This is a genomic window from Pseudomonas sp. SL4(2022), from assembly GCF_026625725.1.
Taxonomy (GTDB): Bacteria; Pseudomonadota; Gammaproteobacteria; order Pseudomonadales; family Pseudomonadaceae; genus Aquipseudomonas.
On sequence record NZ_CP113060.1, the window covers coordinates 155382 to 179047 of the forward strand.

Annotated in this window: 23 protein-coding genes; 2 read left to right on the forward strand and 21 right to left on the reverse strand. The window is 52.0% G+C overall.

The window, feature by feature from the left end; all coding sequences use genetic code 11:
- Positions 1-63 precede the first annotated feature (63 nt).
- Both OU997_RS00795 and OU997_RS00800 read left to right on the forward strand, forming a co-directional pair.
- The gene (locus OU997_RS00795; RefSeq protein WP_267808552.1) at positions 64-2817 is read left to right on the forward strand and encodes a hybrid sensor histidine kinase/response regulator; all 2754 of its coding nucleotides are present in this window, start codon (positions 64-66) and stop codon (positions 2815-2817) included.
- A gap of 69 nt (positions 2818-2886) precedes the next feature.
- Entirely contained in the window at positions 2887-3126 is a 240-nt protein-coding gene (locus tag OU997_RS00800; RefSeq protein ID WP_267808553.1) for a YheU family protein, read from the forward strand.
- Positions 3127-3230: 104 nt separating this feature from the next.
- On the opposite strand, the gene OU997_RS00805 is transcribed toward OU997_RS00800, so the two are convergent.
- The 21 genes from OU997_RS00805 to OU997_RS00900 all read right to left on the reverse strand — a co-directional run bounded on the left by OU997_RS00805 (position 3231) and on the right by OU997_RS00900 (position 23666).
- Positions 3231-3659, reverse strand: coding sequence for a hypothetical protein (locus OU997_RS00805; RefSeq protein ID WP_108487410.1), 429 nt, complete (start codon positions 3657-3659; stop codon positions 3231-3233).
- Between the two features lie 98 nt (positions 3660-3757).
- Positions 3758-4924 (reverse strand): CynX/NimT family MFS transporter, encoded by a 1167-nt coding sequence (locus OU997_RS00810; RefSeq protein WP_267808554.1) that lies wholly within the window; start codon positions 4922-4924, stop codon positions 3758-3760.
- 126 nt (positions 4925-5050) lie between these two features.
- On the reverse strand, positions 5051-5857 hold the full coding sequence (locus tag OU997_RS00815) for an SDR family oxidoreductase (RefSeq protein ID WP_267808555.1): 807 nt from the start codon (positions 5855-5857) through the stop codon (positions 5051-5053).
- A 105-nt stretch (positions 5858-5962) separates the two neighbouring features.
- The gene (locus OU997_RS00820; protein WP_267808556.1) at positions 5963-6334 is read right to left on the reverse strand and encodes a DUF2784 domain-containing protein; all 372 of its coding nucleotides are present in this window, start codon (positions 6332-6334) and stop codon (positions 5963-5965) included.
- Positions 6335-6424: 90 nt separating this feature from the next.
- A complete protein-coding gene (locus tag OU997_RS00825; RefSeq protein ID WP_267808557.1) occupies positions 6425-6748 on the reverse strand; it encodes a ComEA family DNA-binding protein in 324 nt (107 codons plus the stop codon).
- A 124-nt stretch (positions 6749-6872) separates the two neighbouring features.
- A complete protein-coding gene (locus OU997_RS00830; protein ID WP_108487405.1) occupies positions 6873-8876 on the reverse strand; it encodes a polysaccharide biosynthesis protein in 2004 nt (667 codons plus the stop codon).
- Between the two features lie 9 nt (positions 8877-8885).
- On the reverse strand, positions 8886-9227 hold the full coding sequence (locus OU997_RS00835) for a hypothetical protein (protein WP_267808558.1): 342 nt from the start codon (positions 9225-9227) through the stop codon (positions 8886-8888).
- 89 nt (positions 9228-9316) lie between these two features.
- A complete protein-coding gene (locus OU997_RS20900; RefSeq protein WP_158271568.1) occupies positions 9317-9436 on the reverse strand; it encodes a hypothetical protein in 120 nt (39 codons plus the stop codon).
- 2 nt (positions 9437-9438) lie between these two features.
- On the reverse strand, positions 9439-10449 hold the full coding sequence (locus tag OU997_RS00840; RefSeq protein ID WP_267808559.1) for an MraY family glycosyltransferase: 1011 nt from the start codon (positions 10447-10449) through the stop codon (positions 9439-9441).
- Positions 10446-11408: a UDP-glucose 4-epimerase family protein gene (locus tag OU997_RS00845; protein WP_108487403.1), complete on the reverse strand. Its 963-nt coding sequence runs from the start codon at positions 11406-11408 to the stop codon at positions 10446-10448. The genes OU997_RS00840 and OU997_RS00845 overlap by 4 nt, the downstream gene beginning before the upstream one ends.
- 4 nt (positions 11409-11412) lie before the next feature.
- A complete protein-coding gene (gene wecB / locus OU997_RS00850; protein WP_267808560.1) occupies positions 11413-12540 on the reverse strand; it encodes a non-hydrolyzing UDP-N-acetylglucosamine 2-epimerase in 1128 nt (375 codons plus the stop codon).
- Positions 12533-13543: a polysaccharide biosynthesis protein gene (locus tag OU997_RS00855; RefSeq protein WP_267808562.1), complete on the reverse strand. Its 1011-nt coding sequence runs from the start codon at positions 13541-13543 to the stop codon at positions 12533-12535. Before OU997_RS00855 ends, wecB begins: the two co-directional genes overlap by 8 nt.
- Before the next feature lie 69 nt (positions 13544-13612).
- The gene (locus tag OU997_RS00860; RefSeq protein ID WP_267808563.1) at positions 13613-14473 is read right to left on the reverse strand and encodes a dTDP-4-dehydrorhamnose reductase family protein; all 861 of its coding nucleotides are present in this window, start codon (positions 14471-14473) and stop codon (positions 13613-13615) included.
- Between the two features lie 22 nt (positions 14474-14495).
- Positions 14496-15488 (reverse strand): hypothetical protein, encoded by a 993-nt coding sequence (locus OU997_RS00865; RefSeq protein ID WP_267808564.1) that lies wholly within the window; start codon positions 15486-15488, stop codon positions 14496-14498.
- Complete coding sequence (locus tag OU997_RS00870; protein ID WP_267808565.1) at positions 15479-15949, reverse strand: lipopolysaccharide biosynthesis protein; 471 nt, start codon at positions 15947-15949, stop codon at positions 15479-15481. Before OU997_RS00870 ends, OU997_RS00865 begins: the two co-directional genes overlap by 10 nt.
- Before the next feature lie 8 nt (positions 15950-15957).
- Entirely contained in the window at positions 15958-17283 is a 1326-nt protein-coding gene (locus OU997_RS00875) for a hypothetical protein (RefSeq protein WP_267808566.1), read from the reverse strand.
- A gap of 103 nt (positions 17284-17386) precedes the next feature.
- Complete coding sequence (gene asnB / locus OU997_RS00880; protein WP_267808567.1) at positions 17387-19273, reverse strand: asparagine synthase (glutamine-hydrolyzing); 1887 nt, start codon at positions 19271-19273, stop codon at positions 17387-17389.
- Positions 19274-19330: 57 nt separating this feature from the next.
- Positions 19331-20542, reverse strand: a complete 1212-nt coding sequence (locus OU997_RS00885; RefSeq protein ID WP_267808568.1) for a glycosyltransferase family 4 protein — start codon at positions 20540-20542, stop codon at positions 19331-19333.
- Positions 20543-20545: 3 nt separating this feature from the next.
- Positions 20546-21742, reverse strand: a complete 1197-nt coding sequence (locus tag OU997_RS00890) for a glycosyltransferase family 4 protein (protein ID WP_267808569.1) — start codon at positions 21740-21742, stop codon at positions 20546-20548.
- Positions 21743-21781: 39 nt separating this feature from the next.
- A complete protein-coding gene (locus tag OU997_RS00895) occupies positions 21782-22903 on the reverse strand; it encodes an N-acetyl sugar amidotransferase (RefSeq protein WP_267808570.1) in 1122 nt (373 codons plus the stop codon).
- The gene (locus tag OU997_RS00900) at positions 22893-23666 is read right to left on the reverse strand and encodes an AglZ/HisF2 family acetamidino modification protein (RefSeq protein ID WP_267808571.1); all 774 of its coding nucleotides are present in this window, start codon (positions 23664-23666) and stop codon (positions 22893-22895) included. Before OU997_RS00900 ends, OU997_RS00895 begins: the two co-directional genes overlap by 11 nt.

Below are 23666 nucleotides of genomic sequence, written 5' to 3' on the forward strand. Positions count from 1 at the left end.
GGCAAAGTGACGGCATGACGCGGGGCCGGATCAGGCCTCAGATAATAATATTGAGGTCGGTGAATGCCTCGGATTTGTCTGGCGGTGGTGCTGTTCTGGCTGTGCGGGCCGGCGTGGGCGCTGCTGCCTGCAACGCTGAACAACACCGACCTGCGTCTGTCACTCGGCCCGTCTATGGCCTACCTTGAAGACCCGCTGGGCGAACTGAACGTCGAACAGGTCGGAGCCCTGGCCGATGAGCGCTTTACACCCGCCTTGGGCGAACATGCCAACCTCGGCAAGAATGATTCTGTCTGGTGGTTCAAGGTCCGTCTGAACAACAGCCTGACGCAAAATCTGGCCGGATACCTGGAGGTTAACTACCCCCTGCTCGACCATCTGCAGGTGTTTCTGGCCAGCGCCAATGGCCAGTGGCAGATGCAGGAAAGCGGTGATCGCTATGCCTTCTCCCAGCGCCCGGTGCAGGTACGCAACTTCTGGTTTCCACTTGAGCTGACACCCGGTGAAAGCACCCTGCTGGTGCGGGTCGAGACCACCAGCACGATCTTTATGCCGCTGTTCTTCAGCACCTACCAGGCCAGCGCCGCCGCTCAGGAAACCCTCATGGGTTTCAATGGCGCGTTCTACGGCGTGCTGTTTGCGATGTTCTGCTACAACCTGTTCCTGTTTATCTCACTACGCGAATCCGCCTACCTCTGGTACCTGGCCTACAACCTCAACGTCGGCCTGCTAGCCGCCTGTTTCGACGGCATGCTGTTCAAACTGCTGCCCGAGCATGTGGCGTTCCAGTCGGTGAGCATCTACATCCTGATGTACCTGCACTGCCTGACCGCCATTCAGTTCAGCCGCCACTTCCTGCATGCCCCGCAGTACTTTCCACGCCTGGATACCGGCCTGCGCCTGTTGATGCTGGCCTGCGCCGGCTGCCTGCTGTCGCTACCTCTGATTGGCTTCAACGCCTGGAATATCCTTGCCAGTGTCACCGTTTCGCTGGTCTCGCTGACCCTGCTGCTCACCGGCCTGTATATCTGGCGCCGGGGTGTACGTTACGGCTCTTACTACACCCTGGCCTGGGCCATCTTGCTGTTCGCCTTTATCCAGGCCACCACGGGTTCGCTGGGCGTGGAAGTCTTTGGGGTATTCGGCGCCACGGCCGTGAAAATCGGCGTGACCATCGAGCTGATTACCCTGTCCATCGGTCTGGCCGACCGCATCAACCTGCTCAAGGAAGAAGGCTTCCAGTCACGCCGCGCCGCCGAGCAGGCGGAAATCGAAAACCAGGCCAAGAGCCGCTTTCTGGCCAAGATGAGCCACGAAATCCGCACGCCACTCAACGGCGTACTGGGCATGCTGCAGCTGCTCAAAGAAACCCCACTGGACCGCAGCCAGCGCTTCTACGTCGACACCATTTCCAGCTCCGGCAGCTCGCTAATGGCGGTGATCAACGACATCCTCGATTACGCGCGCATCGAGTCCGGCAAGCTCAGCCTGGAACATATCGAGTTCGATCTGGAAGAGCTGATTTCCGACACCCTCAGCCTGTTTACCGGGCAAGCTCTGGACAAACGCCTGCGCCTCTACGTCAGCCTGGAAAGCGGCGTACCGCGCCGCGCTATGGGCGATCCGACGCGGCTAAAGCAGGTGCTGATGAACCTGCTCAGCAACGCCCTGAAATTCACCGCCGAAGGTCACGTGGCGCTGAATGTCTGCCTGCGCAATGACTCCCAGGGCAAACCGCATCTGGTGTTCGCCATCAGCGACAGCGGAATCGGCATCAGTGACCAGGCCCTGACCCAGCTGTTTGAATCTTTTGCCCAGGGCGACTCCAGCACGACCCGCCGTTACGGCGGCAGCGGCCTGGGCCTGGCGATCAGCAAGGAGCTGGTGGAAATGATGGGCGGCCGTATTGAAGTGCAAAGCACGCCGGGCCAAGGCACGCGCTTCGCCTTCGATATTCCGCAGGAGGATGAACCGCTGTCCGTCGACCCGCTGCACGAGCTGCTCAAGGGCCGTACCGCGCTGCTCACCTCACTCGATGGCCTGGGCCTGGATGCCTTGAGCCGCCTGCTGGGGCGCTGGGGCATGCACACCGAACGCTGTCAGAACCCGGAGACCCTGCACGGCTACCTGGAAGACTTCGCCGCACCGCCGCTGCTGGTACTGATGGCGCCCTGGCCGGGCAGCATTCAGCACTGGCTGGATTCGCTGCGCCCGCTGCTGCAACCCGGGCAACGGGTACTGCTACTCTGCGCACCGGAACAATGCCAACAGCTGCCCAACGCCGCCGGCCTGCGCCTGCTCGGCCTGCCCCAGCCGCTGGCGATCAACGCCCTGCGCAGCGCCCTACTCGAACTGTACGAAGAACCGCGTATCGTGGAAATCAAAACACAACCCAACACTCATACCAATATAGGCAGCACGCCCTGCATCCTGGTGGCGGAAGACAACCCGGTGAATCAGCTGGTCGTACAAGGCTTTCTGAAAAAACGCGGCTACAACGTGCGCCTGGTAACCAACGGCCTGGCCGCCCTCAACGAATACCAGCGCGACCCGAGCGCTACGCAACTGATCCTGATGGACTGCGAAATGCCGGAGATGGATGGCTTCGAAGCCACCCGGCAGATCCGCCGCCTTGAACGCCTGCACAACCTGCCGGCCGTGCCGATCATCGCCCTGACCGCACACATCCTCGATGAGCACCGCCAGCACGGGGTCGAGTCTGGAATGAATGATTTCATCGGCAAGCCCCTGGACAGTGCCAAGCTGTACAGCACCCTGGAAATCTACCTGCGACCAGCAGAACCGTCCGCCCAGTAACAGCACGGCAGCCATGGCCAGGCAGCGCCATGCGCGTTAGCATCCGGGCTGCGCTCTGGAGGCAATACTGTGCTGATCCCCTATCACCTGCTCGAAGCTGACACCCTGACCCGCCTGATCGAAGACTTCGTCACCCGTGACGGCACCGATAACGGCGATGAAACCCCGCTGGAGACGCGGATCGAACGGGTACGCCACGCCCTGAGCAAAGGCCAGGCGGTGATTGTGTTTGATGCGGAGAGCCAGCAGTGCCAGCTGGCGCTGAAGCGCGATGTGCCGAAAGAGTGGCTGAATGCGCTTGAGGAATAAACACCGTAAAGGCAACCTCATCCTCATAGGTTGGTGCTGAGCACAGCGAAGCCCAACAAAGCGGCATGCTCGTTGGGCTTCGTCGCTGCGCGCCTCAACCCAACCTAGCCGCGCAGCCCCCCCTCGCGCTCCCACGCACAACGCACACGCAGCTCGCCCTCCTGCGGACTGTGAAAGCCACTATCCGACTCCCAGCGAAAGGTGTGCGTACCGTTCAGCTCGGTTTCCAGATGCACCACCGCGCTGGCCCAGTACAGACGTTTGAGCAACGCCTCGAATTGCTTGATCCACAGGCCCCACTCGTACTCCACCGTACGATAGCTGGCACCGAAGTGGATCACCTGGGTCTGGTACAGGCCATCGCCCGGCTGCTCGCAACAGGCAAACATCTCCCGACCGAGAAAGCTCCAAGCATCGCCCGTCGGCAGTTCATCAAGCACTTGCCGATTGATTTCACGACGCAGACGGCTTTCCGCCGGACTGTCCGACGGCCAGTCACGGATGCAACCATAAACGATGGATTCGGACTCCACGCAGGCACTCCAGCAAATCAAGGCTGCCTTCTATCACAGCCTCCAAGGCCAAGGAAGGAACTGCTGCCAAATAAGCGCTATGAGGATTTAACTGCCTATCAGGCAGGGTGGCGTAATGGGCCACGGCGCATCAGCCAGGCCAACAGCGTCATCAGCAACGCCAACGCCGTGAGAACCATGAATGGCAGCTGATAACTGCCCGCCAGATCACGCGCCAGACCGGTCAGCACTGGGGTCAGGCACGCCAGGCTGTAGCCCATGCACAGCATCATCGCCGTCCAGCGACTAACCGCCAGCGGCGAGCCTGCTTCATACAATGGCAACACCAGCGACAAGGCAAACGAGCCACCGAGGCCAAAGCCAATGGTGACCGCCCAGAGCTCAGGCAGCAGGGTCGGCTGGAACGTGATCATCATCAGGCTGATCGAGGTCAGCAAGCCACAGCCCATAAGCAGCACATAGCGATTATGCAATCGCTGCGCCAGCCAAGGCAGTAGGAATGAACTGGGCAAGCCCATCAACATCGACACGCTGAACAAGCTGTTACTGTGCAGTAAACTCAGCCCGGCCTCGTGATAGCGCGCCACCGCCCAGGTAGCCAAGGCATAGAACAGCCCAGCCTGAATGGCAAAAAATGCACTGATCAGCCAAGCCCGCGGGTTGCGCCAAGGCAAGCCCGCGCCTGCAGCATCCGCCTCACACTCAGCTCGATTGGGCAAGCACAGCCAGAGCAGCCCCCCCACCAACGCCGGCAGGGCCCATACGGCCAGACCATGAGTCCAGTCATCATCCAGCCACTGGGTAGCCGGCACTGTCAGCACTGCGCCACCGGCTCCGCCAATTGCCATGCTCAGCGAATACCAGCCCACAACGCTGCCCATGCGTCCCGCGAAATGGCGCTTGATAAACCCAGAGAGCAAGGGCCCGGCAACCGCGATGGCTGCCCCCAGCAGCACCGCACTGCCAATCAAGATGCTGCTGGCATGTCCAAACAGACGAACCAGCAACGCAACGGCAATCAAGGCCATGCACAGGGCGATAGTCCGTTCAAGCCCCAGACGCAGAGCCAAGCGCGGCGCAAACGGTGCGAGTAACCCCATGCACAGTACCGGCAAAGCGGTGGTCAGACTGATCAAACCGCGGCTCAAGGCTAATTCTTCAGCAATCCGCTCGATCAGCGGTGCCAGGGAGGTGATACCAGGGCGCAGATTGATTGCAGCCAGAACAAGGGCCAGCAACAGCAAGGCCCGCGGGAAAGGTTTCACAGAAATACCATCAGTTTCGCGGCCATGCCGACATGGCCGCAAACCCTAACGCCCGAGCCAGGCCCAGGCAAGTCCGCCGACCGATTAAGCTGATCGTGCGATCAACAAAATCGATCGTAGGCCCCATCACCTGTTGCGCGGGGCACGCATCTTGTCAGCCATGGCAGTCATTTCGTTGTACAGCAGCTGTGGGTTTTTCTGCTTCACGGCCCAGGCCATTCGGCCCTGTTCATGAGGCAGAATCATGAATTCACCTTTGCCGACTTCCTGGTAAATGTAATCTGCAATATCCGCAGCACTGATCGGCGAGCTTTCCAGCAATTTGCCAACCTGGGCCTTCATCGCCGGGGTCGGACCGCGGAAAGAGTCCAGCAGGTTGGTCTGGAAGAACGATGGACACACGACATGCACGCTGATTTCATGCAGTTTCAATTCAATCAACAGACTTTCCGACAACGCTACGACACCAGCCTTGGCCACGTTGTAGTTACTCATCGCCGGCCCCTGCATCAGGGCCGCCATGGAGGCAATATTGACGATTTTGCCTTTGCTTTTTTCCAGCAGTGGCAGGAAGGCCTTGCAGCCCTTGACCACGCCCATCAGGTTGATCGCGATCTGCCAATCCCAATCTTCCAGTGACAGCTCACTGAAGAACCCACCAGAAGCCACACCGGCGTTGTTGACGATCACATCAATGCCACCCAACTTCTCTTCACAGGCCTGGGCAAACGCCGTCAGCTGGCTGTAATCACGCACATCGCAGCGCTGGGTAAAACCATCACCGCCCGCCTCACGCACCAGTTGCAGTGTCTCCGCAAGGCCTGGTTCATTGACATCCGAGAGCGCCAACTGCCAGCCCTCTCGCGCCCAGCGCAACGCAATTTCACGCCCTAAACCTGAACCTGCGCCAGTGATCATCATGCGATTTTGCATAGGAAAGCTGCCTTCTGATGCCGTGGTTGATAAGGCCAGTGTAGCCGGGGATATTATCTAGCCTGTACACCATCATTCATCTGAATAAGCCAGCCTAAGCCCCACTCACGACCGCCGCCAACGCTGCCAAAGCAACACCCCATAAATCAGGCCATTGAGCAGCAGTACGATCAGCCCTAACAGCACCTGAATCTGCGGCGTCAAACCCGCTGGATAGATAATCGGCAACACGTAGTGTTCGACAAAACTATCGCGATACCCCGCCTGCCCGGCAGTAAGCCGCAAACGCTGCTCCAGCGGCGTGAGCGGACAGGGCCAGTGCATCAACTCAACCAGCACACCCCACACAGCCGCAGGTACATGCAAGCAGACCAAGCCGCGCCATCGCCACACCAACAGGCCGCCCAGCAATGCAAACAGAATAAACAGCAGATGAAATACCAGCACCGCATCGGCCGCGACTGCAGACCACACCATAAGCGCCTCGCTGTTAGCTCCTTGCAGTTGATGCAGAAAACAAAAAGGCCGGTTGATAACCGGCCTTATTCAACACAACAACTCAATGCGTCAGTTGATACTCAACTTGTCGCGATTTTTCTCCAGCGTCGCCTCACCAATGCCCTTGACCTCCAGCAATTCATCCACCGACGCAAAGTCGCCGTGCTCATCACGATAAGCAACAATCGCCTGCGCCTTGACCTCACCAATACCTATCAGCTCGCGCTGCAAAGTGACGGCATCAGCGGTGTTGAGATTGACCTTGTTGGTAACAGCGACTTCAGCTGACTGGGCAGTGGTTTCTGCGGATGGCGCAACTTCAGCGGCACTAACAGTCAGCGAAAGCGAGGTAATAACAGCGAACAGAAGGGCGTTAAACGTTGATTTCAGCATCATTCGTATCCTTACGTTGGTTTTTATCGAGGCATGGGACATCCATCTCCACACCTAACTCAAACCTAGACGCTGCAGCAGCACTGTCAAACAACCAGTAGCAAATTTCAGCGGATAAACCCTGTTACTCACTACGGCGCTGCAGGTGAAGCCAGTCAACAATCTCACCCTCAGGTTTATAACCGCTCACCGTCTCGCGCAACAACTGTCGAACGCGCTCATAGTCATCCTTGTCCACTGCCAACAATAACTGTTGAAGCATGCCCTTGAACGTCTCCCAAGGCAGATGTTCTTCACTGGCTCGCATGATCATCGGATGCTCGGTCGGGCTTACGTTGTCACCGATCAGCAGCTCTTCATAAAGCTTTTCACCCGGTCTTAAACCGGTGAACTCTATTGCTATATCACCCTGGGGCGTCTTGTCGGAGCGCACACTTAATCCGCTGAGATGAATCATCTTCTCGGCCAGTACAGCAATTTTCACCGGCTGGCCCATATCCAGCACAAATACGTCACCGCCCTCCCCCATGGCTCCGGCCTGGATAACCAACTGTGCCGCCTCAGGGATGGTCATAAAGTAACGTGTAATATTCGGATGAGTAACCGTCACCGGCCCGCCCTTGCGAATCTGCTCATGGAACAGTGGGATAACGGAGCCAGATGAGCCCAGGACATTGCCAAAACGCACCATGGTAAAACGCGTTTTGTTGAGTTGATGCACAGTGTCATCATCAGCAAACAACACCGGCGCAGACTCACGACTGAGCGCCTGGAGTACCATCTCAGCCAAACGCTTGGTACTACCCATGACATTAGTCGGACGTACGGCCTTGTCAGTGGAAATCAGAACAAAACTAGTCACACCTGACTTGATCGCTGCCTGCGCGGTATTAAGCGTGCCCATTAGATTATTGAGCACACCTTCGGCAATATTGTGCTCGACCATAGGTACATGCTTATAAGCCGCCGCATGGTAAACCGTGTCGACTTTCCAAGTGCGCATCACATCAAACAAACGTGATGCATTGCGAATAGAACCGAGAATAGGTACCAGGCGAAGTGGTAAAGACTCGCGCTTGACCCGCGCTTCAAGCTCACTGTGAATGCTGTACAGGTTGAACTCACTATGCTCAAACAGCAGCAGTGTTGCTGGACCTGTCAGCAGAATCTGGCGGCACAGTTCCGAGCCAATCGAGCCACCGGCACCGGTAACCATGACCACCTGATTACGAATGCAACGCTCAAACAATGCTTGCTGCGGCGGTACTGCATCACGGCCCAGCAAATCAGCAATATCGACTTCCTGCACATCCTCGACTTTTACGCGACCACTGGCCAAATCCATAAAGCCCGGGATGCTGCGCACATGCAGAGGAAATTTCTCCAGCGTTTCAAGAATTTCACGTCGCCGTCCACGAGAAGCAGAAGGCATGGCCAATAGAATTTCATCAGCGCCTGTTTCATCAATCATTTGCGAAATGTGCTTAGGGGTGTATACGCGCAATCCAGCAATAGTGCGATTGGCAATACTTGGCTCATCATCAATAAAAGCCACAGGACGCATGGCACGCCCCATACGCAAAGCAGCAACCAATTGATTTCCAGCGGAACCAGCACCGTAAACAGCAACCCTAGGCAAGAGCGGAGCTAATGCTGCTGTTCGTCTTGGATTTAACTCAAACCAATTACCTGCAAAATACTGGCGCATGGCGAGACGCAAACCGCCTAAAAGTAAAAGGCTCAACCACCAATAATTGAATACCATCGAACGTGGTACCAGAGCCGTAGGCCCCCGATACCAGTAGACTGCCAAAGCCAACACCAGGGCAGATACCGTAACAGCCTTGGCAATAGCGATCAGTGCATCATTACCCACATAACGCATCACCGCACGATACATACCCAAACGGATAAAAATTGGCAAAGCAATAATAGGTGCCAAGAGGAATAGCCAACCATGACCGTCAAACGGCTGGGCTGCATCCCACTCCCCCAAACGCAAAGCAAATGAAAGCCAGAGCGCCAGCCAGATTAGTGCAATATCAGTGACTACCTGCAAGAAACGTTTCTTTCGACGCGATAATTGCAAGAGGTTCTGACGTAAAGCGTCTACCCACTGGCGAACCATATTTATCCCTTAATAATTGGCTTGCAATACGGTGCCAGGAGCAACCACATCACCTGATGACACGCTAACACCATAGCCTGCATTACAACCGGCCTGAAGCCATGCTGAAGCGCCCACCTGAACACCACCAGCCAAATTGACACCGACTCCGAGCGGGCCAAAGTCACCGATGCACACATCGTGATCCACCACAGCACCGGCATTTACAATTGCACCTTGCCCCAGCCTCGCCTTAGTTCCAATCACCGCCATCGCAAGTACAGCAGATCCCTGCCCGATGTGAGCCGACGGACTAACCCATGCGCGCGGATGCACGATGCTGACCAACTCGATACCGGCACCACGCTTCACGCAAAGAGTTTTTACCCGCAGCGGCCCCTAGCAGCCTGGCTCCAGCAAACTGTAGAGATTACCAATCACGTCTATTCCAAAGGCCGCCTCTAATTGCGGTCATCGAGAAAACAGACGCGTTGCCACTCACCAGCTAGCAGTGCCGCTTCCGCAACAGCCTGGCCATGTCCGCCTGCGCCTAGCACTAACAATGTTCGTAACTGGCTCATACTCACTCCAGCGCTCCAGCTCGAAACCTGATAGCCAATATCACTAGAGGTGTATAGGCCAACAACAGTCCAAACAAGCCTTCACCGCCTGACACAACCCAGAGCGCAATTGGTAATAGCCATAAAAAATTGATCACAAGGACTGCCAAAGTCACCGGTAAATGGCGCCCGAAGTAACGTGAGGCATATTGATAGGCATGACTACGGTGGGCTTCATAAACCTTATCTCCACGCAACAACCGCCGGAAAAGAGTAAAGGTTGCATCGACAATAAAGACCCCCAGCAGAATCAACCACCCCCAAAGTAATGATGCGTCGGTCCAGGCGGCTTGCAGAGAGAGAATGCCCAATACGACGCCGAGGAAACCACTTCCTGCATCCCCCATAAAAATACGCGCGGGAGGAAAGTTCCAAATCAAAAAGCCCGCAACCGCCGCAGCCAACAACAACGGCAAGAGCAGCATATTTAAATGCCCGAGAAAGCCGTACATCAACGCGCCACCAAGGCAAACACAGATAGCCTCGACACTGGCAATACCGTCAATACCATCCATAAAGTTATAAAGATTGAGCAGCCATACCAAATAGAGGGAGGCCAACAAATAACCGAACCAACCCAGGTCAATCACATGGTCGAGTACTTGTACAGGTGGCAAACCATTGAGCCAGAACAGCACCCAAGCAGCAGCCGTGAAATGCCCAAGCAAACGCCAGCGGGCTGCGATATGCCCATGATCATCAAGAAATCCAAGCACTGCGATAAGCGCACCAGCACCGCTCAATGCATAAAAGTACTCAGTTTGAACTCCCATGCCCATGGAGAAAGCTATAAACAACGCAAACAGAAATGCCACAACAATCGCCATCCCACCGCCCCGCGGCGTGGGTTGGCTATGGGAACTACGTGCATTAGGAACATCCATCAAGCTGCGGGACAACGCATAGCGCCGTAACCAAGCGGTCAATATCCACGACAAGGCAGCCACTAAACAGCTAAAGATCAGAACAGTCATGAATGGGCGTCTTCTAGAAAGTGTGCAACGGTTTTGGCCAACGCCTGCTCCACTGTAAGTGGTGGCGCCCAGCCTAGACACTCGCGAGTTTTATCTATATTCACCTGTAAGGAGCCACATAATCTCTGGCTCAGTGCGCGCTGCCCCAATAACACCGCACCATACTCAATCCAAGACTGAGGGACAGCAACTAGCCTGGCCGGGCGCCCCAAGGCACTACTCAAGCGGCGCAACAACTCAGTAGTGGACAGATCCTCACCATCGCTCACAAGAAAACGCTGCCCAATTGCCGCCGGATGTGTAAGACATAACACCAGTAAATCCACCAGATTATCCAGCGCCACAAAACTACGATGATTATTGATGGCACCCAAGGGAAGTGGTATGCCGCGATGCAGCCAACGCAGCATGCTGTGGAAATTAGCCTTCACCCCCGGGCCATAGATCAGTGGTGGACGAACAATAACCACCTCCAGCCCACTCTCGGCAGCCAATGCCTTCAACCCTTCTTCGGCCTCATGTTTGGATATGCCATATGGGTCTACGGCCTCAGGCAAGTCATCAGCACTGTAGGAATGCCCCGGCAAAGTCTGCTCACCATTGACCTTGATTGAGCTGACGAAGATAAAGCGGCGCACACCAGCCTCCACGGCCTGACGAGCCAGCCGCAGCGTGCCCTCAACATTGACCTGACGAAACTCGGCAAGCGGGTCAATGGATTGCTCGTTCATCACATGCACCCGAGCAGCACAATGGATGACAGCATCAACATTGGCCAATGCCGTCGACCAATCCGCATCCGGAGACAACTCTGGAGACAGGCAAACTTCGCAATTAACCGAGGAAGTCGGCGGCAGCTGACGCATGGCGCAGCGCAATTCATGTGCACCATCAACTAGCAGGCGTGCCTGCACTGCGCGCCCAACGAAACCGCTGGCACCCGTAAGCAAAACACGCATGATTTTAGCCCTTGTGCCAGACAGTACGATTTACATAGTCCGTGTAGCTGAGCACGACTCGCACGACCTGCAACGAAACCGGGCCACCTTCATAATCAGGAACCAGCGGAATACGGCGCGAGCCGGGTTGATGCTGACTCGTAATGACCTTGACCGCCTCCAACACCGAATCCTTCTTTAATCCACTCATTATCAGAGTGCCCTGATCCATGCCTTCCGGACGCTCATGAGCGTTGCGAAGCGTCACTGCTGGCAGATTCAGCAACGAAGCTTCCTCGGTGATGGTGCCGCTGTCGGAGAGCACGCAGAACGCATTCATCTGCAGCTTGATGTAGTCGAGTAGGCCAAACGGCTTAGAGAAGCGGATCAGCGGATGCTCCAGCGACTCACCCAGCGCCTCCAGGCGTTTACGTGTGCGCGGATGAGTCGACACGATCAGCGGGAAACCATACTCGTCGGCCAACGCACGGAGAGTGGCTAGCAGATCGCGCAGATTGTCAGGGGTATCGACGTTCTCCTCACGATGGGCACTGACAATAAAGAACTTTCTAGCCCCCAGCCCCTCGCGCGCAAGCACGTCAGAGGCCTCGATCTTTGGCCGGTAGTAATCCAGTACTTCATGCATGTGCGAACCGCTCTTGATGATGGTCTCAGGGCGAATGCCCTCAGCAATCAAGTATCGACGTGCATGTTCGGTAAGCACCATATTGATATCGGAGAGGTGATCGAGCACTTTGCGGTTGAGCTCCTCCGGCACCCGCTGGTCAAAGCAGCGGTTACCCGCCTCCATATGGAACACCGGAATCTTGCGCCGTTTGGCCGCAATGACCGCAAGACAAGTATTGGTGTCGCCGTAAAGCAACAACGCATCAGGCTTTTCTAACTCGAACACCGCATCGGCCTTGGCGATTACCTCAGCGATAGTTTGTGCAGCAGTCTCACCGGCAGCGCCAAGAAAGTGATCCGGTTTGCGGATTTCCAGGTCATCGAAGAAAACCTGGTTCAGCTCATAGTCGTAATTCTGACCGGAGTGCACCAGCACGTGATTAACCTGGCGGTCGAGTTCGGCAATCACCCGACTCATTTTGATCAGCTCAGGACGCGTCCCGACCAGAGTCATAACCTTAAGCATCGAGTTGCTCCTTGATGTAGTCGAGCTTGAGCAGCAGTTGCTTGATGCCCTCGATGTCCAGGCGCTCGGTGTTGTGCGAGGTGTAATCATCGAACTCGGCGATCTTCTCCTCGCCCTCAACGAAGTACTTCTTGTAGTTGAGATCGCGGTTGTCCGCAGGAATGCGGTAGTAACGGCCCATGTCCTCGGCTTTAGCCATCTCTTCGCGTGAAACCAACGACTCGTAAAGCTTCTCGCCATGACGAGTGCCGATCACCCGCACCGGGTTCTCGCGACCGAACAACGCCTTGAGCGCCAGGGCCAGATCACCAACGGTTGAGGCTGGCGCCTTCTGCACGAAAAGATCCCCCTGCTCACCATGCTCGAAAGCGTGCAGCACCAGGTCAACCGAGTCTTCCAACGACATCAGGAAACGCGTCATATTGGGATCAGTGACGGTCAGCGGCTCGCCGCTGCGTAGTTGCTCGATGAACAACGGGATCACCGAACCGCGCGATGCCATCACGTTGCCATAGCGAGTGGCACAAACCACGGTGCCGCCGGCCGGAATCATCCTCGACTTGGCCACCATCAACTTCTCGGACATAGCCTTGGAGATGCCCATGGCGTTGATTGGATACACCGCTTTATCAGTAGAGAGCACCACCACGCGTTTCACGCCACTGGCAATGGCAGCATTGAGTACGTTCTCTGTGCCATTGACGTTGGTGCGCACGGCCTCCATCGGGTAGAACTCACACGAAGGCACCTGTTTGAGCGCCGCTGCGTGGAAGATGTAATCGACGCCAACCATAGCCTGCTTGAGGCTGTCGTAGTCACGTACATCACCGATGTAGAACTTGACCTTGTCGTTGGCCAGAGCGATGCGCATATCCTCCTGCTTCTTCTCGTCACGGGAGAAGATGCGGATCTCGCGCACATTGGTATCGAGGAAACGCCGCAACACCGTATGGCCAAAGGAACCGGTGCCACCGGTGATCATCAATACCTTGTTATCAAACATATAACCTTCCAGAACGTGAACGCAGCCCGGAGGCTGCGTGGTTTCCTTTTCACCAGCAAACCGGAGTGATTACCGGCGCTGCTCGTACATACGCCGGATCAGCTCCGGCCACTCGGGTGCCACATAGCCGGTCGCTTCGCGGAAACGCGAACCGTCCAAAGAACGGTCGATCACCAGCGCATCTTCAGGCCGGATATCGATAGCCTTGCCATACTGCGCAGCCACCAGACTGAGCAGCCGGAACTTGTCGATCGGCTTAGCGGCGACATGATACAGGCCATTGAGCTGCGGGTGCGAAACAACGAAGTCCTTTATCACCCGCGCTAGTTCGACCGTGGGTAGACCAGAGAAGATCGCCTTGGTAAAACCTTTAACGCCCTCCTCCTGGGACAGGAACCAATCCACCAGAGCATAGTTAGAGCCCAGCTCGTGGCCGATGATTGAGGTACGCAGAGTAATCGCATGTGGTAGATCATGCAGTTCACCAATGTACTTGGACTTACCGTAGAGGTCTTCGGCGTCCGACAAATCACTCTCCAGGTACAAACCCTTGCGCCCGGAGAACACGCAGTCAGTACTGATATGGATGAGCCTTGCACCAGCCAACTCGCATAGGCGGGCCAACCGGTGTGGCAGCATGGCATTGATTGGCAGCGCCGTTAGCGGATCCTTGGCATCGTCAAGTTGCTTAATTAGCCCAACGCAGTTGATCACGATATCTGGCTTAACTCTGACCATCACTGAAACCAGTATGTCTTGGTCGAGTACATCGATACCTGTCAGGAGACGTGCACAGCTTGACTCTGGAAAGTATCGCAATGCTTCGCGTCTACGCAGCGTACCCCATGCTTCGTACTCTGAATGCAAATCAAACATACGAAAAACAGTACTACCCAACATACCGCTAGCACCTAGGATCATAACTTTCATATTTTTAATAAACTCGCAAAAATTAATATTTTAGCCAGCGCGCAATCTTTTCTCTGGCAATACGCAGAGCAAAAACTCTATCTTGAACTGGCACAATCAAAAACAAGAAAATAAAAACTGGAAAAAATAGCAGCATATTTAGCCACTTGAAAATCATTAAATCCCAAGCAATTAAACTAACCAAGAAAACCAACAAGAACCCAGCAAACCACTGAAAGAGAACATCAAAAGGAACCAGCAAGTTGTGGACTAAGTATAGCCGCAGAAAAAGAAATAATGCATACCCTATATAGGCAATAAAATATGCCATGCCCACCCACGCTAAACCTTGTTCAAGAAAGCAGATAGAAAGCATCAAAAAAATAGCACTCCAGACAAGCTCAGCAAGCATAAAACCTTTCATGTCCGCTCGAGCCATTAGAGTACTTGCTATGACCCAACCAAATACTTTTACGCAGTCACCCAAAAGTGTCCAGCGCAAAATCTCCAAAGCAGCAAAAAATCCATCGCTATACAATAAAAAAATCACAAAAGGCTTGAATAAAATTAAACCTATTATCATAGGAAAACATGCAATTAATGCAAACCGAAAAGCTCGTGCCAAGGAGGATTTTAAATCTTGCCCAGAAGAGCCTCGAGCAAATACGGGTAGCAAATAACTTTGCAGAGAAGCAAGAAAAACCCCTAAATATAAAGCACTGATACTCCAAGCAGCGTCGAATATACCAACTCCTTCCAACCCCTCCTGATTAACAATCAAGCCTCTGACAATTAATAAACTACCCATTGTAAAAAAAACAGAAAGCAATGTAGGAAATGCCAATTCCACGAATGCACGAAGCTCAGAAAGCTGCATTAATGACCAAGAAAAATAAACAGTCTTACTTACTCGTTGTTGACAGAAAAAAAACCAACCAGTCAAAAACCCAGCCACCGGGGTTGCAGTGACCAACATAACAAGCCCACTATAAGAGCCCTGATTATATAAATAGCCCGCAGGAAATACTAAAAGCACCCCCCAAAACCTGAAATTGCATTGATCAATGCAATTTCGTTAAATTTCAAATGAGCGTTTAAAATCCCCCTTAAGAAAAACAGCCCACTGCCTGCAAGCACGGAAATCGTCAACCAGCGCAACGAAGATGTGTAGCCACCTTCGAACATCCACTCAGAAATTAAAGATGCAGAACACAACATGAAAATAGCAAGCAGCAAACCAAGGACAACAAAGACCGCACAAACATGGCGCTGAAACACTTCTCGTTGCTCTTCCTCACGACTACTCAACCCTTGAATAATTGCAGCTTGACCACCCAAAGAAGCAACCAGCGATAGTGATTGTTGTAAATGACGAAAAAGAGAAAACAAACCAACTCCTGAAGGGCCGGTCATAATCGCTAAAATTTTTAATGTAATCGCACCAAATATAAGCCCTGCTAGCTGCCCTAGAGCTGATCGCAGGGTTGAAGAAATCATGCCGCTGCTCAAAGGCGCACCGCAATTTCATCATTTGAAGCGGAGTCATCAGACGGGAGAAATAGGGCAAGTATTACAAAAATAGCCAAGCCACCACTAAGCAGCGTAGCTGTAAGTGGGCTTACCACGACCACAAGAAATGAATTTATACTCGCCAGCTTTAATACGAGATTAGACGATGAAAAAATAATTGCAGCACAGAAAACCAGAACAAACGAGTATATGACAACCCCAAGCCATCCGAAGGCTAGCTTTGCGTCAATCAAAAATAGCGTATTGGCAGTACCAGCCCCCCCCGGTGAAGCACCTCGTTGGTAAGCATAGATAATTTTCTCAAGCTGCATTTTAGGCTCACCAAATAAACGATGCACAAGACTTACTGAGCGCCCCATTGTCAGCCTACCTTTGAGACCTACATCCTGAAAAACCAGCCAATCATAAGCAGTTATATACGGCACCCACAAAACTCTATCGACAAGGACTAAATCGAGAGTGTATGCACTATCAAAGCAGTCAAAATCTTCTTTATTCAAAAACATCAGAGGCACAACACATTTAAGATAAAGTCGCTCTGAATTTTCAACAGGCCCCTTAATCAGAACACCCTCGGGAAACTGCAGCGAAGAACTAACTGACTGGTTTCTAGAGTCCTCAATTACTTGTCCTTCATGCAGACCTCCATATGAGATCCAGGACAAAAGAAAAATCAAAGAAAAAATAGATAAAAAAACATAAAAACAAGCCAAAAACTGCCTACTTAAAAAATAAAAAACAAACAGCGGAAGCATCGCAAAGACCGGAACAACCTTCTCAAGAGTCAGAGAATAAATAAACATCACTGCAATCAAGAAGAAAAAACGCAGCTCGTTCCGCCAAAAAAACAAATACAGAACAACCATAGGAATAATAGCCCTACTTGCAATAAATGAAACATAGCGAATAATGCTCTCATACCCTTCCCGTGAAGAAAGGTAACTTGCGCGGGCGTTGGCAATATCCATTTCCGAACCACCGGAAAACGCAACAATTAGTGGCACCGCGTCAGCAGTAACTATCGCATAAGCAGTAACAATTAAATAGACAAGTGACACAAAGGCTAAAAACAAACCAAAATTAAGTACCCTCCCCCTCGACAGGATACTTCTAATGGCATCTGTAGCAATAGCGGCCCATCGATAACCAATTAAATATATAGCCAAAAATAGAAATAGAATTAACAATAAATTTAACGCATACCTATCTTGAAATGCAAAAATACCTAATATAGACGCAGGAAGATAAACCGCCAAAACAAGGAAAATTGGAATATAACGTAAAAAATTTAAAGTATTCATTAACAATTAGCACTCAAGTGAAACTTAAAAACAAGATAAATAAATAACACGCACCACAAAAAATCATATAGTTTTCTTGCCGTAGGCGCTAATCCGGAGCGAATCAAACACCCGCCTGACGATACCAAATTATAAAGTTAATCCATCGCCAAGCTTGCCAAGAGAAAGTTTTTTTATTACTTAGCATCTGATCAAACTCAATAACAACTCGCTTTTGATCAAAAAAAGGCAGCGCAACATCTTGACTTATAAGCTCACGCACATCGCCCGCAATGTCATTCAACCAACTTTGCTCCGGAGTTGCAAAGCCAACCTTGTCTCTACGCTCTAAAATTTTTGAAGGCACTATCCCACGCATCGCAGCCCTAAATATAGACTTAGTTTCCCCTAGGTTCGACACTAGATAGTGTTCAGGCAACCCTAAAGAATAATTGACGAGATCTAGAGTTAAGAATGGCACCCTACTCTCCACAGAAAACCGCATAGAGTTACGATCACCGTGACGCAAAAGTGCAGATAGACCGCGTTCACTTAATGAAGTCGCCAGTTCGGCCATGAGACGCCGGCCTGTTGCATCGTCGGTTCGACGCATACGTGGGTAGAGACAGCGCACACCCATTTCGGACAAAATATTTCCTCTCATCCAGACAGGGTTGTTTTGCATGCCATTAAGACTTCTCAACTTGTCATATAAAAAATCCGGGGCGACTTCTGCCACAAATCGCTGTATTGCACCCCATCGGCTGCGATTAGGCCATTGAGCCCATGAGCCCAAAAACTCCCAAGCGCGAGCATACTCACCTTTTTCAAGCAAACTGCGTAATCGCTGACCTGGGTAACCTATATATCCCCCAAGCATCTCATCAGCACCTTGCCCTTCCAGAAGCACTTTGAATCCATTAGAACCCGCATGTTGGCAGACACGGTACTGGGCATAAATACTACTACTGCCAAAAGGCTCTCCCTGCGCTGAAATCATATCGGGCAAATCGCGAAGAAGCTCTTGTGCATTAGCAACAATCTTGTTGGGAATAGCCCCGACATATGAATTGACTTGATCAACCCACTGTTCCTCGGAACTAACATGGCCCTCAGCGATGTAGCTGAAGCTGCTAATAGATCGATCGGGTGCGACATGACGCATAGCACAAACAATTGCTGAAGAATCTATCCCACCAGATAATGCCGCTGCGATAGGTACATCACTACGCATGTGCAAGCGCACGCTTTTTAGAAATAGCTCTCTCAACTCATCTGCTGCATCCGCAAACGTAACTGACGGACGCTCGATGATCGATGGTCGCCACCAAAACTCTGGCTCAGAAACCACGCCATCACGCAGGCTTAGACTCAGTAGATGTCCAGGTTTCAGCGAAAGAATATCGGTGAAGAATGTCTGATCACCGCTGTCGTAATCACCATGGACCAAATAATCATAGGCACGCTGAACATTCAACGAGTCTGATTGACCGGATAATTTTCTGAGGGCCCCTATCTCGGAGGCAAAAATAAACTCCTCGCCTACACACTTGTAAAATAGGGGCTTCACCCCAAAGGCATCACGCACACATGTCAGTTTAGAGCTTTTTCGATCCAACACAGCAAAAGCAAACATGCCCGTAAGCTTTTCCAAGCACGCATGCCCCCAGTGACGCCATGCACACAAGAGAACTTCTGTATCGCTGTCGGTTGAAAATTTAAAACCATATAATAGAAGTTCCTCCCTCAACTCAACATAGTTATAAATTTCCCCATTGAAAACTATGCTTAAGCTGCCATCACAACTGTGCATTGGCTGAAGAGCATTATCGGTAAGATCTAGAATAGCCAATCGATTGTGCGCTAAGCATACTTCACTACGCCCTACAGACTCTATTAGAATCCCTGCACCGTCCGGCCCTCTGTAACTCATTGCATTCAAGCCGTCTTCAACAGCTTTTCTGGAGCGTGCTTTACCACTGCCCCAACGCCCCCCTAGAATTCCGCACATATTCCCTCAAAGCACTAATCATGCCGATTTAAAAATTAAAACTCAACAACACAGATATTAATCAGCTAATATCTGAACAAGATCTTTCACTCGAACACCCATTTCAAAATTCTTATAGAAATACTCTTTTCCAGACTTCCCTAAAGCATTACGCTCAACAGAATCAAGCCTCTTTAAGCAACGAATATTATCCACTAATGGCATAACTTGCTCTGCCGCCGAGACAAGCCCAGCACCGGCCTCAAGAACAACTCGAGCACCCTCACCATTGATACTTGCGATAATTGGTCGCCCTGCAGCTAAATATGCCTGAATTTTGCTAGGTATTGTCTGAGCAAATATCTCTTCATCATTAAGCGAAACAAGCAGCGCAGAGGAACGCTCAAATATCGCAGGCATCAGCTCCAGAGGAAAACGCCCTGGCAGCACCAAATTACTCAAACCCAGCTCCTTACACTGAGCCTTGAGCCATGACAAACGACTACCGCTACCAACCAAAACCAACCGAATTTCCGCATCATCACGTAACAGTCGTGCAGCCTGAATTACGGTATCCAGCGCCTGCGCAGTTCCGAGATTACCTGCAAATACTACACAAAAGTATTGCTCAAGCAGTTCACTCAAATCTTGCGGTATTGTAATATCAGCCTTACTTTCACTGACACGTATAGAATTAGGATAATAAAAAATCTTATCACGACAGGCATATCGCAACATAGGTTCAACAAAAGCACGCGACTGTACTAAAAGCTTATCACAACAAAAATAGATAACCCGTACAATACAACCTACTATATTGAGCAAATATGGTTTTTTTATGAAACCCGTTGCAGACAGGCTTTCCGGCCATAGATCCTGCACCCACAATACCAACTTAGCTTTTTTTAGCCATTTAAGGAGGATAGCAGGTATGGCCTGAGTGATCGGCGAAGGAGCAAACACTAGAATCGCGTCAAACCTGCGCCCTTTCAACATCCAAGGCAAGTAAAATAAACCCGACATCACAAAAGATAGATAATTGATAATCAAGTTTACACTACCACCTTGCCCTCTAGGCCATAGCGGTACACGAACCACATCGATATCATTCTGATAAAGCTCGCGCAAGGTCCCACCCGCACGATACCCATCATAAACTTCGCCATCAGGATAATTAGGTTTTCCTGTTGCAACTACAACGCTATGTCCTTGCTCACTTAATGTCTGAACAATATCATTAATGATAAAGTTTTCTGGCCAAAAATACTGGGATAGCACGAGAATACGCATAACTCAGAAAGCCTGCTCAGAAGACACTAAGATCTTATATAGATCGAGCATATGACTCGCATTAACATTTATCGAAAATGTTTTCTCTGCCCAAGTTTTTGCTTGTTTGCCAAGTTGACGACGCAAAACTGGATCCTCCACCAAACGCTGTAAGGCATCAGCAATTAATACAGGCTTCGATTCCGGAATAGCCAAACCTGTGACCTCATGCAAAATGGCGTCTGGTACTGGGTTTGCTATTGCCACAACACTCGGAACTCCATAGAAAGCAGCTTCAAAAACAGGGCGGCCTGCCGCATCTAGGTGTGAAGGGAAGCAAAGGATGTCTAGCTGCGGATAGAGCTCTCGAACGTCGCTAACAAAACCAAGTAACTTAACATGCGCCTGTAAATTGTCACGCTGGATCAACGCCTCAATTTCAGTTTGTACGTCTCTTGCAAATCCAAACTTTCCTAACAGCCACGCTTTTACGCCAGAAAGCCGTCGTGCATTTTCGCCCGCGATCAAACACTCGATATTAATGCCTCGCAACTTAAGTAGATGCATCGCCTCTACCAATTCGAAAATACCCTTGAGAGGAATCAGCACTCCTAAAAACCCAACCTTGACAGGCCCACCGTTGAGAGCAGAGCCAAAATCAACTGACTGGCCAGCTACATCGAGCCCGTTATGGATGATCCTCAGTGGCAGATCCGCCTCCAGCGTGGCAGCCACGGTGTAATCAATCGCAACCACCGCATCGGCATATCGCCGAAGTAACGCATTTACCCAGCGAGTACGCATGCCAGAGCCCGGCTTACGCTGAAGCGAGCGAACATGTACCACCATCGGCACACGCAGCAACCACTTCGCAAGGATCCCCAACGGCAGAAGCGTGATCTCGTTGATGTGGACTAGGTCGAAAGGCTCGCGGCGCAAGCGCCAAAGTCCGGCAAGTGCGAACGGCAGCAAGAAGAGCTCACGCAGCAGAATCAGCCAGCGAACCTTGCGATAGTAGCCATAGCGGGTATTGTCGAACTGGCTAAGCCCCTTGACAGAACAAACTCGCATGCCCGCCTTTTCGAATGACTGGCAAACGGCTCCGGCAGGAGTGAGAACAGTACCTCGAACCCCCCCCGCATGTAGCACCATATAGAGCTCGATAAGGCTTTTGGATGCACCACCGAATGCAGCAGCAGGATGCAGAAACAGAATATTCAAATGGGAAGACCCCTTACTGTGGTCCCTGTCAAACTGAGCTTAAGTGGCGCGCTTCATCTGATAGATCTTTCGAATCAAATCCCAAGCGAAGCGCTCACTTGGGTATGTATCGTGCGGCTTAGCTGGGCGACGCAGGTAATCCTCGAGCTGACTCTCGGACCACCCCATCTTCTTCAGGAAATACTTGCGGTCTCGGTCAAGCTCCCCAGGTGTGGCATAAGGCGAATCTTGAAGGTGCGAGACCGCCTGCTCACGAGTCATCTGCCCGCTCATCACAAGTGTCGACAAATGCAACTTGCGTTTATCCACATCAAATTTATTGGGAAGGATGTAGCCCTGATAAAAACGAGTGAACACAGACTCATAGTGCTTATAGGGATAACGCTTATACGCATACTTCTGTTCAAGCAACTCGAGCGCCGCTTCTTTCTGGTAGTCGTAGAGATCGAGAAATGACGCCCAGTGAATTCCACGCAAGACGCGGTTATATACATAACCGAACGTGCCCATTATCGGGAAGGATCTGATTTTCACCGAATTGAGCCGAGCAATTGCCTTGATGTTGCGCTTATCCCATTTGCGCCAGTTCCAGCCCTCCGGCATCGGCATTCCTTCTGTCGCGGAATTGCTTCCCGAAAGAATGTACTTAATACCGTAGCGCCGCGCCTGCTCATAGTTCACCGCCAGCATCGCGTTGTCATAGAGCAGTTCAACGTCGATCACATCAGCATCAAAGAAGGCCTGCATCAACCCTTTGTATTCAGGCCAATCGATGACATGGGTGTACAGATCGACGCCCAGGTTAGTCACCAGATTCTTGATATTGTTAACCGCAAGCTCAGAATTCCAATTGTTATCCATATGAACAGCAAGCGGACGCAAGCCTTCGCTCAGGGCCAAATGCAGCACATAGGAACTGTCCACACCACCGGAGAGACCGATGATACAGTCATACTTCTTGCCCTTTCCGGCAGTCTTCACCTTCGCCAAAAAATCCTTGCGCTGTTCGGCACGCTCGAGTTCAGGGGCGAAGACCACGCTATTTACACGTTGCTGGAAGTACGTGCAGTAGTTGCAAACACCCGCGTCGTCGAAAGTTATTTCGGATGCGCTGTCGTCCATCACGCACCGCGAACAAATCCTGTGCTCTTTAGGAAACATCTTTACCTCTGAAAAGCGACTCGAGTTCTGAATAATTGGGATAGCTGATGAGTACTGCACGATGTGGCCCCTGCAACACGAACAGACTACCGGCGGCCACCGCTGAAGCGCCGGCTTCAATCGCACTGGCTAAATGCTCCAAATCTGCGGCGCCGCCCAAGGCGATCAGCGGCACACCAACTGCATCGGCAGCTGTCTTGATCAAACGCAGATCATACCCCTGCTGCATTCCGTCACGATCCACAGAATTCAGCAGGACCTCGCCAGCTCCGGCAGCAACAATCGATCGGAGCGCACTCAACCAGTCAGTAGACAGCGTTTTGCGAGAAGAGGACGACCAAAGCCGATAACGGCCAAGCCAGTCGCGCTTGACATCTACGGAAACGACAACACTTTGGCTACCGAAGCGCTGGGCGATCTCCGTGACCAGTTCCGGCTTTTGCAATGCCATAGTTTGCAGCACAATCTTCTCCACTCCAGAAGAGAAGATTCGCCGCGCTTGCTCAATAGTAGATATTCCACCGCCATAGCCAAGTGGCATGAAGCATTCGGCAGCGATGCTCTCAATCAGCGCATAATCCGGCTCACGACCCTGCCGGCTTGCATCGATATCGAGCAATACCAGTTCATCCACTTCCTTCTCATTGAAGATACGAATGGCATTGATCGGATCGCCGATGTATTTATGCTTGCCGAACTTCTGGGTTTTTACCAGGCCACCGTCGCGCAACAACAGGGCCGGTATCACACGATGCTTGAGCAC

Coding starts and splice junctions, on each gene's coding strand:
- OU997_RS00830 (WP_108487405.1), bottom strand. CDS start 8,876: ATGGTTCGCCAGTGGGTAGACGCTTTACGTCAGAACCTCTTGCAATTA.
- OU997_RS00795 (WP_267808552.1), top strand. CDS start 64: ATGCCTCGGATTTGTCTGGCGGTGGTGCTGTTCTGGCTGTGCGGGCCG.
- OU997_RS20900 (WP_158271568.1), bottom strand. CDS start 9,436: ATGAGCCAGTTACGAACATTGTTAGTGCTAGGCGCAGGCGGACATGGC.
- OU997_RS00875 (WP_267808566.1), bottom strand. CDS start 17,283: ATGAATACTTTAAATTTTTTACGTTATATTCCAATTTTCCTTGTTTTG.
- OU997_RS00885 (WP_267808568.1), bottom strand. CDS start 20,542: ATGCGTATTCTCGTGCTATCCCAGTATTTTTGGCCAGAAAACTTTATC.
- OU997_RS00840 (WP_267808559.1), bottom strand. CDS start 10,449: ATGACTGTTCTGATCTTTAGCTGTTTAGTGGCTGCCTTGTCGTGGATA.
- wecB (WP_267808560.1), bottom strand. CDS start 12,540: ATGCTTAAGGTTATGACTCTGGTCGGGACGCGTCCTGAGCTGATCAAA.
- OU997_RS00870 (WP_267808565.1), bottom strand. CDS start 15,949: ATGATTTCTTCAACCCTGCGATCAGCTCTAGGGCAGCTAGCAGGGCTT.
- OU997_RS00820 (WP_267808556.1), bottom strand. CDS start 6,334: ATGGTGTGGTCTGCAGTCGCGGCCGATGCGGTGCTGGTATTTCATCTG.
- OU997_RS00825 (WP_267808557.1), bottom strand. CDS start 6,748: ATGCTGAAATCAACGTTTAACGCCCTTCTGTTCGCTGTTATTACCTCG.
- OU997_RS00895 (WP_267808570.1), bottom strand. CDS start 22,903: ATGTTTCCTAAAGAGCACAGGATTTGTTCGCGGTGCGTGATGGACGAC.
- OU997_RS00860 (WP_267808563.1), bottom strand. CDS start 14,473: ATGAAAGTTATGATCCTAGGTGCTAGCGGTATGTTGGGTAGTACTGTT.
- OU997_RS00815 (WP_267808555.1), bottom strand. CDS start 5,857: ATGCAAAATCGCATGATGATCACTGGCGCAGGTTCAGGTTTAGGGCGT.
- OU997_RS00845 (WP_108487403.1), bottom strand. CDS start 11,408: ATGCGTGTTTTGCTTACGGGTGCCAGCGGTTTCGTTGGGCGCGCAGTG.
- asnB (WP_267808567.1), bottom strand. CDS start 19,273: ATGTGCGGAATTCTAGGGGGGCGTTGGGGCAGTGGTAAAGCACGCTCC.
- OU997_RS00855 (WP_267808562.1), bottom strand. CDS start 13,543: ATGTTTGATAACAAGGTATTGATGATCACCGGTGGCACCGGTTCCTTT.